Consider the following 15,612-nt stretch of genomic DNA (forward strand, 5'->3'; position numbering starts at 1 on the left):
CGGCCTGCTATACGCGGATATGACTTGCGCCATGCGCCTCAGATTTTCTTTGGAACGCAGGGCCTTTCTTTTGACAGCGCATCACCCAAGAGATAGGTTGTGTTCAAGCGCGAAGGGCGCATCCGGTCCGCGGAAAGGGCAGTGCCCACCTTACCAATTGATGCTGTAACGAAACTTCTTTCGTGCCTGATGAGAGCGGACTCCAGGCGAACCGTGAAAGGAGCTTCGTATGACCGCTAAACAATCCCCTTCGCTTTCCGGCCTGCCTGCCCGTCCAGACCTGGACCAGTACAAAAAGCAGGCGAAAGAACTCCTGAAACAACTGAAGATTGGTAATGCTGCCGCAGTCTCGCGCGTTCATGCGCAGGTGGCTGTGCCTTCCCTCGAAAGCCTAGGACTGAGCGACGCCCAGTTTGTGATTGCCCGTGAACATGGTTTCGCAAGCTGGCCAAAGTTTGCGCGGGAGATCGAGCGACGCAGGTTACAACTCCTTGTTGAAACGCAGGGACCGGTTGCGGCCTTCCTGATTGCCGCCAGTGTGCCGGTGGGCGGGGCTGGTCACACGTCAGGAAACCTGATTGGCGCTGATGAGCTGCTTGCGACGCATCCGGAGATTTGTAACGCAAGCATCTATGTGGCAGCGGTGCTGGGCGACGCCACCGAAGTTCGGCGATGGCTGAGTGAGGATGCTTCCCTGGCGACCGCCAAGGGTGGTCCGCATGGGTGGGATGCTTTGACCTACCTTTGCTTCTCGCACCATCTGCGTCTCGACAAGACGAAGAGCGAGGACCTGGTGGAGACCGCGCGGCTTCTTCTGGAAGCGGGTGCCGATGCCAAGACCGGATGGTGGGAGACGGAGACTGGCGAGGAGCGCAACTTTTGGGAGAGCGCCATCTACGGCGCGGCCGGCATTGCACAGCATGCCGAGCTGACTCGGCTTTTGCTGGAATACGGCGCTGATCCGAATGATGAAGAGACGCCGTACCACGTACCTGAGAGCTACGACCTGAGCGTGTTGCGTGTGCTACTGGAGAGTGGTGCGTTGCAGCCGGAGAGCCTGACGACGATGCTGCTGCGTAAAGCCGACTGGCATGACCATGACGGCATCAAGCTGTTGCTGGAACATGGGGCAGAGCCCAGCCGCGCAACGCGGTGGGGCTATACAGCGCTGCATCAGGCGATCCGACGGGACAATGCGCTGGCCAACATCCGGCTAATGCTGGAACACGGTGGCGATATGTCACTTGCCGATAAGGATGGTCACACCGGATTTGCGTTGGCTGCGCGGCGTGGGCGCAGCGATGTTCTGGCGTTGTTGAAAGAGCGTGGCATTGCGATTGAGGTTACGGGTGTGGATGGGTTGCTGGCGGCTTGTGCCTTAGGGGATAAGGCCACGGCGCACTCGATTGCAAGGGAAGATGCGGCAGCACTGCAGCGGCTGAAGGCGCATGAAGGAACGTTCCTGGCGGAGTTTGCAGGGACGGGGTGCCGCGAGGGAGTGAAGCTTCTGCTGGATTTGGGAGTGGACGTGTCGGCCCGGTATGCAGGCGATGGCTACTACCAGATTGCAAAAGACAGCACTGCTCTGCATGTAGCCGCATGGAAGGCCTGGCCGCAAACCGCAAAGCTGCTGATCGAACGCGGATGCCCCGTACATGCGCTGGATAGCTGGGGACGAACTGCACTGCAACTTGCAGTAAAGGCCTGCGTGGATTCTTACTGGATGAACCGCCGCACGCCGGAGATTGTGAAGATGCTGCTGGAGGCGGGAGCCTCAAAGGAAGGTATCTCGTTGCCGACCGGCTATGACGAGATTGATGTGTTGCTGGGCGGCTGACCTTCGCTGGTAACGGCGAAGCCCCGAATCCGTTTGGCGAATTCGGGGCTTCGATGTTTTGGCTAACAGCTAGATGCTTACGCTACCGATTCCACGATGGGCCGCGTTGCGTTCGGGTCCGGGCGCTGGAGGGTTGGGATTTCTACCGGCGCTTTGGCTTCGATCTTGCGGTTGGTCTTGTGGTCGTAGTCGCAGGTGATGGGATCTTCCACCGGCTCCTCAACCTTGGCACCCTTCTTTGGGCGGCGCTTGGGTAGGGCGTCGTGGTTGTGCGGGCAGACCTCGTGGATGTAGCCGTCCTGCTTGTTGGGCACTTCGATTAGGTATGACGAGTTGCCCTTGGGGCACGGCTTGGCGATCAGCTTCTGGTTGCTGCTGAAGTCGCACTTGGGATAGTTTGTGCAGCCGTAGAAGACGTTGCCCATTTTCGACTTGCGTTCGGCGATGGGCGCTCCGTCCTTCGGGCATGGGACGTCAAGCAGTACCTGCTTCACGTACTTGCACTTGGGATAGCCGGAGCACGAGGTGAACTCGCCGTAGGCACCCTGGCGCTTGACCAGTTCCATGCCGCACTGCGGGCAGGGTTCGCCGGTGGGTTCTGGCGGTTTCTGCTGGACCTTCTGGTTCAGGCGGCGCACCGTTTTGCAGGGCGGGTCGGCGCTGTAGTCCGGGCAGGACATGAAGGGACCCCACGGGCCGTTCTTCAGGACCATCTGCTTGCCGCAGTTTTCGCAGAACTCCTCTTCCTCGGTGTCGCCTGCTTCCATGGCGGCGAGGTCGGGCTTGTCTGCGAAGTTTTCCTTGGTGAAGTCGCAGCTTACGGGGTCGATGAGGATGCTCTTGCCGCGTTCCGCAGCAACCTTGAGGGCTGAGAGCAGTTCCTTATCGCTGTGGACTTCCTCGCTGGAGGCCTCTGCGTCGTCCACCATGCCCTTGACGGTGATGGGATAGGTAAAGGCATCGGTGACGCGCTTGACGACCGCCTTGGCGTCTTTCTTGAAGGCGGAGACGGCAATGGTCTTCGGCTTGGTCTTCGTGAAATTGCTACACGAATAGAACGAGCCAAACTTGCCCCACTTGAGGACGAGCGGCGAGCCGCACTTTTCACAGACTTCTTCTGTGGGGTGTTCCATCCGCTTGATGTCTTCCATGGACTTTTCGGCGACCTTGATTTCGTCGCTGAGATGGCCGTAGAAACCGCCGAGCAGATCGGTCCACTTCTCGTTGCCCGCTTCGATTTCGTCGAGCTCGTCTTCGAGCTTGCGGGTGTAGTCCATGTCGAAGATGTATGGGAAGTTCTTCACCAGCAACGTGGTGACGACCATACCGATTTCGGTGGGCACGAACTTGCGCGCGAGCTTCTTGACGTAGTCGCGGTCCTGGATGGTGTTGATGATGGACGCGTAGGTGCTGGGGCGGCCGATGCCGCGCTCTTCCAGTTCCTTGACCAGCGATGCTTCGTTGAAGCGCGGCGGCGGTTCGGTGAACTTCTGTTCTGTGACAACGCCGAGCAGGTCGAGGGCATCGCCACTCTTGAGGCCGGGCAGGCTCACGCCACCCTCATCAGCATCTTCGGACTTGGTTTCCTGCGCGCTAGTTCCCTGGTTGGGATTATTGACGCGGAGGAAGCCGTCAAATTTCAGCACAGAACCGGAGACGCGCACGGAGTAGGTCTTGTCACCACGACCGGTGATGTCGACGTTGGTCTGGTCGTAGACGGCAGGCGTCATCTGCGAGGCGACGAAGCGCGACCAGATGAGGTTATAGAGGCGGAACTGCTCGTCGCTGAGGTACTTGCGGATGCTGTCCGGCGTGTACGCGACGTTGGTGGGACGGATGGCTTCGTGGGCGTCCTGCGCGTCCTTCTTGCCCTTGAACTGGTTGGGCTTTTCGGGCAGGTAGTCCTTGCCGAGCGTCTTAATGTAGTCACGCGCCATGTCGATGGCGACGGGGGCCACACGCGTGCTGTCGGTACGCATGTAGGTGATGAGGCCGACGGTACCTTCGTTGCCGATCTCAATGCCTTCGTAGAGGCGCTGGGCGACGCCCATGGTGCGCTTGACGTTGAAGCCGAGACGGTTGGAGGCCTGCTGCTGGAGCTGGCTCGTCGAGAAGGGCGCGGGGGCGTAGCGGCGGCGTTCCTTCGCCTCTACCGAGGCAACGGACCACTTTGCCTTCTCCATGCCTGCCTTGACTGTGGCGGCGGTTGCGCCGTCGGGAAGGGCCGGTGGACTTACTGTGTCGACGCTGATCTTGGTGCCGTCGATGGCGTAGAGGCGGGCGAGGAACTCCTGCTTCTTGCCGGCGGGGGTCAGCTTCGCGTCGACGGGCCAGTATTCGACGGGGTTGAAGGCCTTGATTTCGTTTTCGCGGTCGACGATGAGGCGGAGCGCCACCGTCTGCACGCGTCCGGCGGAGAGACCGCGGCGAACCTTATCCCAGAGCAGGGGCGAGATTTCGTAGCCCACCAGGCGGTCGAGGACGCGGCGCGTCTGCTGCGCGAGCATCAGGTTCTGGTCGACGTCGCGGGCCCGCTTGAAGGCGTCGGTAACGGCCGCCTTGGTGATTTCGTTGAACGTGACGCGCTGAATCTTGCCTGAGCTCTTAATGGATGGCTTAAGCTGCCACTGAAGATGCGCGGCGATGGCCTCGCCTTCGCGGTCAGGATCGGGCGCCAGATAGACGGCGTCGGCCTTGGCGGCGAGCTTCTTCAGGCGGTCGACGAGCTTTTCCTTGCCAGGCGAGATGATGAGCTTGGGCTCAAAAGTACGCTTCTTCAGTTCGACGCCAATGTCGTTCTTCGGCAGGTCCATGATGTGGCCCAGCGAGGCCTCCACCGTGAAATCGTTGCCGAGATATTTGTTGATCGTCTTCGCCTTTGCCGGCGATTCCACGATCACGAGATTCTTTGCCATAACACTTCCTGAACTTCCTGGAGCGTTCTTCGCGCTCCCTTGCAGGACCGAAACCGCCCGCCCGGCAGCCCTGCCCTTTTCAACGTCACTACTCAGTGTGAGAACCTAACACGGTTTAAGACGAACGTCACGCACAGCCAACCTTCCCTTCGACTCTTACGGATCGAAAAAGTCGCAAGTTCCGTTATTCGGGAGGGGTTTTCCACAGAGGTTCGACGGCTAGAACGTCCTCACATAATTCTTGCCGGGGAGCTGGCGAACTCGGCCTGCAAGCTCGAGTTCAAAGAGCGCCGTGAAGATCTCCGGCGACTGCAACTTCCCTTCCAGGCGTTCAATAAGATCATCGAGTTGCACGCTTTCGTCGGCTCGAAGCTGCTCGAAGACAACGCGTTCGACCGGCGGCAGCTCCCGCTCGTCGAATAGAGATGCCGTGACAGCCGCCGCGGATTCAGACTTGCCCTCGCGCTTCTCCAACTTCTCTTCCAGGTAGAGGCGGACCTGCGTGGGCAAATCTTCCCAGACGTCTTCCCAGGTGGCGGTGAGGCGAGCGCCCTGTTTGATGAGGGTGTTGGGCGTCCAGGAACCTTTGTTCGTGACGTTGCCGGGGACGGCGTAGACGTCGCGGTTCTGCTCCATCGCGCAGCGCGCGGTGATGCGGGTGCCGCTGTGTTCCGCTGCCTCAATGACGAGGACACCGACGCTCATTCCAGAGAGGATGCGGTTGCGGACGGGGAAATTCTGCGGTGCGGGGAAGGTGCCCAGCGGGTACTCCGACAGGATGCAGCCGCCGTACATGAGGATTTGCTCGGCGAGACGTTTGTTTTCTTTGGGATAGATAACGTCGATGCCCGTACCCCAGACCGCCACGGTTCTGCCGCGGCCGTCGAGCGCTCCCTTGTGTGCCTCGGTATCCACGCCGCGGGCCATGCCACTAAGGATGACCATGCCGCGCGCGGCGAGTTCGCGGGAGAGCATCTGGGCCATGCCTGCTCCGTAGACCGAGGGATGGCGCGTGCCGACGACGGCAATGCCGGGCTCGGCGAGGATGCTGACGTCGCCGCGGTACCAGAGGACGGCGGGTGGGTCGTAGATTTCGCGGAGGCGGTCAGGGTACTCCGGGCAGCCATGAGTAATGTAGTTAGCGTTCTGCTCTTCGAGTCGCTGGACTTCTTCCAGCGCGGCGGCTTTCGCTTTGCCCTCGTGGATGAAGCGCGCCGAAGCTGCGGGCATCTGGAGGGCTTCCAACTCTGTGAGCGACATGGAAAAGACTGTCGCAGGCGACGAGGCCAGGGACATGGCGCGGATGGTGCGTGTGGCACCCATGCCGGGCGTGAGCACCAGCGCGAGCCAGGCCAGTCGATTCAGATCATGCTGTGCGCTTTCCAGACGAGGCGCAGCCTCTCCCACTACAGTTGTCGCCAAAACCCAATGTCTCCGGTGCGATGGTTATACAACACCGCCCTGTGGAGTCGAAATTGGGCAAAAGAATCAGTTGACAGCTGATAGTCGGATGTCTACCCTCAGTACAAATTCGAGGGTAGACATCCGACTATGGCGAAAGAGATCACGCAACGATCAAGCCTGTTGCAGGGCACGCTGGACATGCTGATTCTGCGCACACTGCTGTACGGCGCGGCGCATGGCCACCAGATTGGTAAACACATTCAAGCCACAACGAATGACTTTTTGCAGATGCAGCATGGGTCGCTGTATCCCGCGCTGCACCGCATGGAGAAGAAGGGCTGGATCACCGCGAAGTGGGAGACGGCGCCGGATCGCAATCGTGAGTTCAAGTACTACCGCCTGACGGCTGAGGGTAAGAAGCAGCTTGTGGTGGAAGAGTCGCAGTGGAAGCAGATGGCTGAGGCCGTGGCGCGTGTGATGTGGCCCGCGGCAGAGGAGAACTGACATGAAATGGCCCACGAGCAAACAGAATGCTGACCTGGAGCGCGAACTTCGCGCCGACCTGGAACTGGAAGAGGAAGAGCAGCGCGAGAGCGGACTGGATGCAGAAGCCGCGAAGCATGCGGCGTTGCGCGCCTTTGGCAATCCTCTTCTGATTCGTGAGCAGACTCGTTCGACGTGGGGTTGGGGTTGGCTGGATTCGTTGTGGCGCAATGTTCGCTACGGCGTGCGCACGCTGATGCGCGCTCCAGCATTTGCGCTGGTTGCGATTGCCGTGATGACGCTGGGCATCAGCACAAATGTGGCGATGTTTACTGTGGTTCGCAATGTTCTATTGAAGCCATTGCCCTTTCAAGAACCTGAGAGGCTCATCCAGTTGTATGAGCAATTAGGTAACGGTGCGCGTCCGTTCAGCTATGTAGCAGGCGGTATGTACGCTGCGTGGAAGAGCGATATGCCCAGCGTGGAACAGATGGGTGTTTATGGCACGGACAGCAACAACCTTTCTGATAGTGGCGGACAGTTACCAGAGCGCATCCGGTCTGCGTATGGATCGTGGGATCTGTTTACCACGCTGGGTGTGCAGCCAGAGTTAGGACGCTCATTCACAAAGGATGAAGATAAACACGATGCGCCTGGAACGGTAATGCTGACGCATAGTTTGTGGATGCGTCGGTATGGCGGCGACCGCAACATTGTTGGCAAGATCATTCAACTGAACTCGCAACCTTACACCGTGGTGGGCGTGTTGCCTGCGTGGTTCATGTATCCCGATACTGAGACGCAACTGTGGACTCCCATCTATCACGAGCAGGATCCGAAGGCGATGGAGAGCCCTCAGATTCATAACTATTTCGTGATCGCGCGTCTGAAGCCCGGGGCAACGTTAGCGCAGGCGTTAAGCGAAGTGGATACGGTGACGAAGCGCGTTCATCAGAACAGTTCGTCGCGCTTTGTAAGCAACAACGCGAATGCACGAAGCATGTTGGAAGGCGTGGTGCATGATGCGCGAACGCAACTCTATGTGCTGTTTGGTGCGACGGGATGCGTGCTACTCATCGCATGTTTGAATGTGGCCAACCTGTTGGTGGCGCGATCTGCAGCGCGACGCAAAGAGATTTCAATTCGCGCATCGCTGGGCGGCAGCCGATGGACGCTGCTTGGAGAACAAGTAACGGAGAGCGTGTTGCTTGCGCTGGCCGCAGGTGCAATTGGTATTCCGCTGGCGTGGGCGGAGGTGCGATGGCTGATGGTGGCAAGACCGGACATGGCACGCATCGACTCTGTGCAGATGGATGGCACAGTGATGATATTCGCCGTGGGCATTGTGGCGTTGTGCGCAGTACTGGCGGGCATTATTCCCAGCCTGACGCTACTGCGCGGGCCGCTGCTGGAGAATCTGCAGGAAGCATCGCGCGGCAGTAGCAAAGGATTATCAGCAGCTCGTTTGCGCAAAGCATTGCTCGTGACCGAAGTGGCAGTGACGATGGTGCTGCTGGTGAGCGCAGGTTTGTTGCTGAAGAGCTATCGACAGATGCGCTCCACCGATATCGGCTGCACCACGCAAAACGTATTGACCATGCGAGTGGGGCTACCGGATGCGATCTACAAAACGGATCAGCAGATCACTGCGTTTTACTCGCAGTTGATTGAGCGTATCCGCGTGTTGCCCGGTGTTACTGCGGCTGGCATTTCTACTGCATTGCCAGGACAGGGTTATGGTGGTGATACTCCTTTCAGCATTCCTGAAAATCCATCGTTGGGACAGAATCAGCATGTGGCAATGCTGCGCGGCGTGGACCCTGGATACTTCAAGTCGGTACAGATTCCGCTGAAGCAGGGCCGCTTCTTTGAAGATCGTGAACGTCTGAAGAATGCGCGCAGTGTGATTGTGAGCGAGTCGTTCGCTCGACAGTTTTTTCCCCATGGAGATGCGCTAGGAAAACACATTCAAGCGATAAACTTTGGCAATTTTCCCGAGGGTGGATTTGAAGTTGTGGGCGTGGTGGGCAACACGCTTTGGCATCTGGATGAGCAGGAAGGCCCCACGATGTACTTCCCCCTGTACTACGGCGGATGGAACAACGCGACCATTGCAGTGCGCGCAGACCATAACGTGGAAAGCCTTGCGCTGCCAGTGCAGAAACTGATTGCGCAGATTGACCCAGGCCTGCCTGTTGCGAACGTATTGACGATGGAGCAATCGCTTGGCAAGGCGACGATGGATGCCAACGTTACGTCGATGCTGGTGCTGGCGTTTGCAGTGATTTCGTTGATACTTGCAGCAGTTGGCTTGTATGGCGTGTTGTCTTACCTCGTTACGCAGCGCACCGGCGAGATTGGTATTCGCATGGCTCTGGGCGCGCAGCGGCAAGACGTGCTGCAACAGATGCTGGTGGATGGTCTGCGGCCTGCGCTGCTGGGTGTGATTGTGGGCCTGGTTGCAAGCGCGGTGTGTGTGCAGTGGATTCGTTCCATGCTGTACGGCACAAAGCCGCTTGACCCTGCGGTGTTTGCTTCCGTTACAGGATTGCTCCTGGCTGTAGCCGCGTTCGCATGCTTTCTGCCTGCGTGGCACGCTGCTCGACTGGACCCGATGCAGGCGCTACGTAATGAATGACGTTTATCCGATATGCTTCGCTGTGCTGGAGGATGAGCCACATGGCGGAGTATCAAAGCCCGAATGACATGCGTTATGCGAAGAAGCTGATTGAGGGAGCACCAGCAGAAGCTGAGGCTTTCTTCAAACTAAAGGCAGTTACGGAACGCAGCGATGGTGTGATTCCGGCGAAGTATCGCGAGTTGATTGCGCTTGCAGTGGCGCTTACGACGCAATGCGCTTACTGCCTGGATTCACATACGCGCAATGCGGCGAAGGCCGGTGCCACACGCGAAGAAATTGCCGAGACCGTATTTATGGCAGCGGCATTGCGCGCAGGCGGGGCCGTGGGGCATGGCCTGTTGACGATGAAGTTATTTGAAGATGCAGTCGGAAAGTTAGAGCACGATCCGACAGCGCTGGACCGCGCTCCGTGGGAATAGGCTAGATCTTTCCAGCGTCGCGTAACGTATGAATCTCGTCATCTGTGAAGACGCGGGAACGTGTGTGGAACTGCAAACCGCCCGGGCCTTCAAGTGAAAACGCAGCGCCGAAGCCGGGCACCACGTCGATGATGATCTGCGTGTGTTTCCAGTACTCAAACTGCTGTGGCGAGATGAAGAACTCTGCGCCACCGATTTCACCGACTTTTTTATCGCGCGAACCGATGCGAAACTCGCCGACAGGAAAGCACATGGGCGCGCTGCCTTCACAGCATCCACCCGATTGATAAAACATGATGGGGCCGTGCTGGCCCTGAAGCTCATCGATGAGCTTCAGGGCTTCAGCCGTGGCCGTTACCTGTTCCGGCAATGTAGCAGTGGCCATTAGAACAATCCCAATGCCTTGGTGCTGTAGCTGATGAGTTGGTTCTTCGTCTGCTGATAGTGGTTCAACATCATCAGGTGGTTCTCGCGCCCGATGCCGCTCTGCTTGTATCCGCCGAAGGCTGCGTGTGCGGGATACATGTGATAGCAGTTAGTCCAGACGCGGCCTGCTTCAATGTTGCGACCAAAGCGGTAGGCGCGATTGATGTCGCGAGTCCACACGCCTGCGCCCAGGCCGTAGAGCGTGTCGTTCGCAATCTCAAGAGCTTCGTCATCGTTCTTGAAGGTGGTCACGGAGAGTACCGGTCCGAAGATTTCCTCCTGGAAGATGCGCATCTTGTTGTTGCCCTTGAAGACTGTCGGTTGGATGTAGTAACCACCAGCAAGATCGCCTTCGAGCTTGGCTGCATTGCCGCCGACGAGAAGCTCCGCACCTTCCTTGCGACCGAGGTCGAGGTAGGACAGGATCTTTTCATACTGCTGCTTCGATGCCTGTGCGCCCACCTGCGTGGAAGGGTCAAACGGGTTGGCCTGCTTGATAGCAGCAACGCGCTTGATGGCGCGATCCATGAACTTGTCGTAGATCTTTTCGTGGATGAGTGCGCGTGACGGGCAGGTGCAGACTTCACCCTGATTGAAGGCGAAGAGAACCATGCCTTCAATCGCCTTGTCGATGTAGTCCTCGTCGGCATCCATCACATCTTCGAAGAAGATGTTGGGCGATTTGCCGCCGAGTTCCAGCGTGAGCGGGATGATGTTTTCCGATGCGTACTGCATGATCATGCGTCCCGTGACCGTTGATCCGGTGAACGCAACTTTGTTGATACGCGGATTGGTGGCGAGTTCCTTGCCCACTTCACGACCGAAGCCATTCACCACGTTGAGTACGCCGGCGGGCAGGATGTCGCCGATGAGTTCCATCAGGATGAGGATGGATACGGGCGTTTGTTCTGCAGGCTTGAGCACGACACAGTTGCCTGCGGCGAGTGCCGGAGCCAGCTTCCATGCGGCCATGAGCAGCGGGAAGTTCCACGGAATGATCTGGCCGACGACGCCGAGCGGCTCGTGGAAGTGATAGGCGACGGTGTCGTGATCGATCTCAGAGATGCCGCCCTGCTGTGCGCGAATGGCGCCTGCAAAATAGCGGAAGTGGTCGGCGCTGAGCGGCACGTCTGCTGCGGTGGTTTCGCGGATGGGCTTGCCGTTGTCCCATGTTTCCGCTGCGGCGAGAAGGTCTGAGTTTTCTTCAATGACCTGTGCGATGCGGATGAGCAGATTGGAACGTTCCGTTACGGATGTTCTGCCCCATGCGGCCTTTGCCTTGTGGGCGGCATCAAGCGCCTTCTCAACATCCTTCGCACCGGAACGCGGCACTTCGCACAGGACTTTGCCGGTAACCGGCGTGATGTTTTCAAAGTATTGCCCCTCAACGGGCTCTACCCACGCGCCGCCGATGTAGTTGCCGTAACGCTTACGGAAGGGGACGGGGGTTGCACCGGAATGCGTGGGATCCAAGGTGACTTCTGCTGTTGCCATGTGCTGCTCCTTCAGAAGAGACGCGATCAGGGCGTCTTTTTGATGGTGTACATCCTGCTCCTTTCTATTGACGTTTGCCAAGCGCGAACGTTGTTGTGTTTTATAGTCGGATTCCGATATAGTCGGGAACCGACCATGGCACACGCTGAAAACGAAACCGTAACTCCTTTACCTGCCGCCACACTCTACGTCCTGCTTGCGCTGGCGTCTGAGGATCGGCACGGGTACGGAATCATCCAGGAGGTGAGTCGGCTTTCGTCCGCCTCGTATCGCGTTGGTTCCGGGACGCTTTATGACAATTTGAAGAAATTGCTCCAGCAAGAGTGGGTGGAGGATTACGAGTCGCAGGAATCCGGCAGCGGCGAAACGCGAAGGATGTATCGCATCACCGACGAGGGCCGTCGCGTTCTGGCAGCAGATGTCACGCGCATGAAACGTATTGTGCGTGTGGCCAATCGCATGTTGGCTGACGAAGGTGGTCGAGCATGATGCGGATTCGCTGCGCACGCCGGGCGTACCAGTTACTGCTGGCGCTGCATCCTGCTGGGTTTCGCGAACGTTTTGCGCAGGAGATGCTTTGGGTGTTTGACCAGAGCGTTGCGGACACCGGAGTGTGCCATGCGCTGGCTGACGGCACACTGTCTGTGATGAAGCAGTGGGTGGCAAACGATGTGAGTCCGCGTGCGGACGACGGCATGTTTGGAAGAGTGCCAACGCAATCTCTCAGCCCGCAGCTTCTGGCGCAGGTAACGATATTGGCCACTCTTGTTGCGTTGGGATTTTTCAAGTTGCTGACGCAGTCTGTTCCATTGCCCAAGCCGGCGAAAACCTTTGAAGTGCGACGTGCGGGATGGGGTCTGTGCGAAGCGAGAAGACAGCATCCGGAACGTGTTGCTGTTCCTTGCGAATGATTTTTCATCACCAATGAAGACGGGGTGTTTGCATGATGCTTTCGAAACTGTTTCTGCTTGGCTTTGTCTTTGTGGCGGAGCAAGCGCCTGTGCCATTGCTGCATCCTGTTTCGCCTATGCCGAGCTTTTCCGTGGTGAGTGTGCGGCTTAGCAAACCAGACGAGCAAGGCACAAACAGCGGTGTGAACCAGGACAGCTATCACGCCGAACGTACCACCATGAAAGATGTGTTGGCGTATGCGTTTGGCATGGGTTACGACCAGGAGTTGGATGGCGGGCCCTCATGGATGCGCAATGAGCGCTTCGACATCAATGGCAAGTTGGATCCAGAGGAAGCCGCGAGCATTAAGTCGATGAGCCGCGATGATCGCGAAGAGCAGATGCGCCTGATGGTGCAGTCGCTACTGAAGGAACGTTTTCATCTGACGTATCACTTTGAAGCGCGGGAGATGCCGGTGTATCGACTGCAGATTGCGAAAGGCGGATTCAAGTGTCCTCGCGATACGACTTCGCAACCAGCTATTCCTGATCCTTCAAAGCCGCGTTTTCGCTGGTCCGCAGCGCCTGCTCCTCCGCCTCCGCCGCCGGGATGGCATCAGCCTGCACCTGCGGAGTGGAAGAGAATGATGGGATCGTTGCACATGCACACGAAGGGCTGGCCGTGGTGGTTGATTGCAACTTCGTTGAGCCATCAGCCCGAGTTGAACGGTAAGCCGGTGATTGACGATACAGGTTTGGAAGGGCCTTACGAATGCGACCTTCAATGGTCGCAGGAAGGCTCTGAAGGCACGAACCAATTCTTCTTCCAGGCGATACAGGATCAGATGGGATTGAAGATGACGCCGTCGCGCGGTCAGGTTGAGGTGCTGGTGGTGGACAGCATCGATCGTCCTTCAGAAAACTAGACGCGCATGGCTTAGTGCGTGATGTATTCCTTGGGCGATGCGTTCAGTATTCGCTTGAAGACCGTCGTAAACGCCGCGGGGTTTTCATAGCCAAGATCCAGCGCTGTGTTTGTTACAGATGCACCTGATGCCAGCATTGGCAATGATGCGAGAACGCACGCCTGCTGTCGCCATGCGACGAAGCTCAGACCTGTTTCGCGGCGGAAGAGGCGTGTGAAGGTGCGGCGGCTGAGATAGAGCGCTGCGGCCCAATCATCAATGTTGTCTTTCGCTGTAGGGTGTTGCAGGAATCTGCGGCACAGGCGCGCAAGGTTCTTGTCTGTGGGCAACGGGAGTGAAAGCGGCAGTTCCGGCAGCGTTCCGATTTCGTATTGAATTAACTGCATCAATGCGCCCGAACGGCCATCATGACTGTAGCGAACAGGCAGCGTCACAGCTTCATCCATGAGGCTTCGCATCAGTGGTGAAACATCGACCACCTGGCAGTGATCGGGCATGGGCACCAGCGTGTCTGGCTCGAAGTAAAGGCTCTGCATCTTGACCTCGCCCTGTGCGCGAAGTTCGTGACGCACTCCCGCTGGAATCCATAAAGCGCGACGTGCTGGGACGGCCCACGTTCCCTGCGATGTGGATGCAATCATCATTCCCGTAAGCGGGCAGAACAACTGGCTGCGACGGTGTCGATGGGGACGAACACGATGCGAGGCGGGATAGGTTCCAGCCAAGGCGAGCACAGGGCGTGTGCGATCCGTGAAGTATTTATCGATGTCGACGCTGAAACGGTGGCCCATTCGCATAGAAATTTGTCCCAGCTCAGGTGGTGGGCCTCATAACCAACATTGTATTGTCCAGACATAAGCTTCGAAACACCAGAGAAAGCAGATGATGCCATGAGCCAGAACTCAAAGGAATCCACCACTGCGTATCGCGTGTTAGGCGCAGCAAGCCTGTGCCACATGCTGAATGACATGCTGCAATCGCTTTTTGTTGCAGCCTATCCGCTGTTCAAAGGGAACTTCAATCTTTCCTTCGGACAGATTGGCACGTTGACGCTGGTGTTTCAGATCACCGCTTCGTTGCTGCAGCCCTTTGTGGGCTTTTACACGGATCGTAAGCCGAAACCGTATTCGCTTCCCTTTGGCATGGCGATCTCCATGACTGGTTTGCTGGTACTTGCGTTTGCAACGAACTACAGCATGTTGCTGGTGGGCGGTGCGCTGATGGGCATTGGCTCGTCCATCTTTCATCCGGAATCGTCGCGGTTGGCGCGGCTGGCATCGGGTGGTGCGCATGGCATGGCACAGTCAGTGTTTCAAGTGGGTGGCAACTTTGGATCTTCGCTTGGGCCACTGTTGATTGCGTTTGTTGTGTTGCCGCGCGGGCAGAAGAGCATGGCGTGGTTCACGCTGGCGGCACTGTTCGGCATCATTCTGCTGACGGGATTGGGCCACTGGTACAAGCTGCATGGACGCGCTATCCAGAAGAAACAAACTGTGGCCACCGTGCTTACGCTGAACCGGAAAAAAGTGGGCGGTGCGCTTGCTGTGCTGGTGGTGCTGACACTTTCGAAGTACTTCTATCTGGCAAGCATTACGAGCTACTACGTGTTCTACCTGATGCAGCATTTTCATCTGGGGCAGAAGGATGCGCAGTTCTACCTGTTCCTGTTCCTTGCCGCGGTGGCTGCAGGCACGGTGATTGGTGGGCCGGTGGGTGACCGCATTGGACGCAAGAAAGTTATCTGGATTTCAATCCTTGGCGTGCTGCCGATGACGCTGCTGTTGCCTTACGTCACTCTGCCAGTCACGGTTTTTCTCAGCGTTCTGATTGGATTGGTGCTGGCTTCAGCATTCTCCGCCATCCTGGTGTATGCGCAGGAACTGATGCCGGGACGCGTGGGCATGGTGTCAGGATTGTTCTTCGGACTGGCGTTTGGCCTGGGTGGATTGGGCGCGGCGCTGCTGGGCAAGCTGGCTGATCATACGAGCATCGACTATGTCTATAAGGTGTGCTCGTTCCTGCCTGCGCTTGGATTGCTGACCGGCTTCCTGCCTGACACCAGCAAGAAGCACGATGGCGGATCGACGAACGCCGAGGCGATTGCGTTGATGAACACTGAAGAACAATCAGCCTAAGTATCCGCTGCTGATGTTGAAACGCCACCTTGCTTGCTGCTC

At 57.8% G+C, this 15,612-nt stretch carries 13 protein-coding genes; 8 read left to right on the forward strand and 5 right to left on the reverse strand.

Going from position 1 to position 15,612, the window contains the following annotated elements; all coding sequences use genetic code 11:
- The first annotated feature begins 229 nt into the window (after positions 1-229).
- Positions 230-1,837 (forward strand): ankyrin repeat domain-containing protein, encoded by a 1,608-nt coding sequence (locus M504_RS06600; RefSeq protein ID WP_084214169.1) that lies wholly within the window; start codon positions 230-232, stop codon positions 1,835-1,837.
- A 77-nt stretch (positions 1,838-1,914) separates the two neighbouring features.
- On the opposite strand, the gene topA is transcribed toward M504_RS06600, so the two are convergent.
- Together topA and dprA are read right to left on the reverse strand one after the other, a co-directional pair.
- Positions 1,915-4,752: a type I DNA topoisomerase gene (gene topA / locus M504_RS06605; RefSeq protein ID WP_047489312.1), complete on the reverse strand. Its 2,838-nt coding sequence runs from the start codon at positions 4,750-4,752 to the stop codon at positions 1,915-1,917.
- Positions 4,753-4,971: 219 nt separating this feature from the next.
- Positions 4,972-6,075: a DNA-processing protein DprA gene (gene dprA, locus M504_RS06610; protein ID WP_156993850.1), complete on the reverse strand. Its 1,104-nt coding sequence runs from the start codon at positions 6,073-6,075 to the stop codon at positions 4,972-4,974.
- A gap of 228 nt (positions 6,076-6,303) precedes the next feature.
- On the opposite strand from dprA, the gene M504_RS06615 reads away from it, so the two are divergent.
- The 3 genes from M504_RS06615 to M504_RS06625 are packed head-to-tail and all read left to right on the forward strand — an operon-like array spanning position 6,304 to position 9,699.
- A complete protein-coding gene (locus M504_RS06615) occupies positions 6,304-6,660 on the forward strand; it encodes a PadR family transcriptional regulator (RefSeq protein ID WP_047489315.1) in 357 nt (118 codons plus the stop codon).
- Position 6,661: 1 nt separating this feature from the next.
- Positions 6,662-9,277, forward strand: a complete 2,616-nt coding sequence (locus M504_RS06620) for an ABC transporter permease (protein WP_047489318.1) — start codon at positions 6,662-6,664, stop codon at positions 9,275-9,277.
- A 41-nt stretch (positions 9,278-9,318) separates the two neighbouring features.
- Positions 9,319-9,699 (forward strand): carboxymuconolactone decarboxylase family protein, encoded by a 381-nt coding sequence (locus M504_RS06625; protein WP_047489321.1) that lies wholly within the window; start codon positions 9,319-9,321, stop codon positions 9,697-9,699.
- 1 nt (position 9,700) lies between these two features.
- On the opposite strand, the gene M504_RS06630 is transcribed toward M504_RS06625, so the two are convergent.
- Positions 9,701-10,084, reverse strand: a complete 384-nt coding sequence (locus tag M504_RS06630; RefSeq protein ID WP_047489324.1) for a DUF779 domain-containing protein — start codon at positions 10,082-10,084, stop codon at positions 9,701-9,703.
- The gene (locus tag M504_RS06635) at positions 10,084-11,619 is read right to left on the reverse strand and encodes an aldehyde dehydrogenase family protein (RefSeq protein WP_052200812.1); all 1,536 of its coding nucleotides are present in this window, start codon (positions 11,617-11,619) and stop codon (positions 10,084-10,086) included. The genes M504_RS06630 and M504_RS06635 overlap by 1 nt, the downstream gene beginning before the upstream one ends.
- A 135-nt stretch (positions 11,620-11,754) precedes the next feature.
- Between M504_RS06635 and M504_RS06640 the strand changes: the two genes are divergently transcribed.
- From M504_RS06640 to M504_RS06650, 3 genes are read left to right on the forward strand one after another with little or no spacing between them, the layout of a single operon-like run.
- Positions 11,755-12,108, forward strand: coding sequence for a PadR family transcriptional regulator (locus M504_RS06640; RefSeq protein ID WP_047489327.1), 354 nt, complete (start codon positions 11,755-11,757; stop codon positions 12,106-12,108).
- Positions 12,105-12,530, forward strand: a complete 426-nt coding sequence (locus M504_RS06645) for a hypothetical protein (protein ID WP_047489329.1) — start codon at positions 12,105-12,107, stop codon at positions 12,528-12,530. Before M504_RS06640 ends, M504_RS06645 begins: the two co-directional genes overlap by 4 nt.
- A 32-nt stretch (positions 12,531-12,562) precedes the next feature.
- Positions 12,563-13,435: a TIGR03435 family protein gene (locus M504_RS06650; RefSeq protein WP_047489332.1), complete on the forward strand. Its 873-nt coding sequence runs from the start codon at positions 12,563-12,565 to the stop codon at positions 13,433-13,435.
- A gap of 11 nt (positions 13,436-13,446) precedes the next feature.
- On the opposite strand, the gene M504_RS06655 is transcribed toward M504_RS06650, so the two are convergent.
- Positions 13,447-14,232 carry a helix-turn-helix domain-containing protein gene (locus M504_RS06655; protein ID WP_052200478.1) on the reverse strand — a complete coding sequence of 262 codons (786 nt, stop codon included), beginning with the start codon at positions 14,230-14,232 and terminating at the stop codon, positions 13,447-13,449.
- A gap of 93 nt (positions 14,233-14,325) precedes the next feature.
- On the opposite strand from M504_RS06655, the gene M504_RS06660 reads away from it, so the two are divergent.
- Complete coding sequence (locus M504_RS06660) at positions 14,326-15,570, forward strand: MFS transporter (RefSeq protein ID WP_047489335.1); 1,245 nt, start codon at positions 14,326-14,328, stop codon at positions 15,568-15,570.
- The last annotated feature ends 42 nt before the right edge of the window (positions 15,571-15,612 follow it).

This window comes from Terriglobus sp. TAA 43, from assembly GCF_000800015.1.
GTDB lineage: Bacteria > Acidobacteriota > Terriglobia > Terriglobales > Acidobacteriaceae > Terriglobus.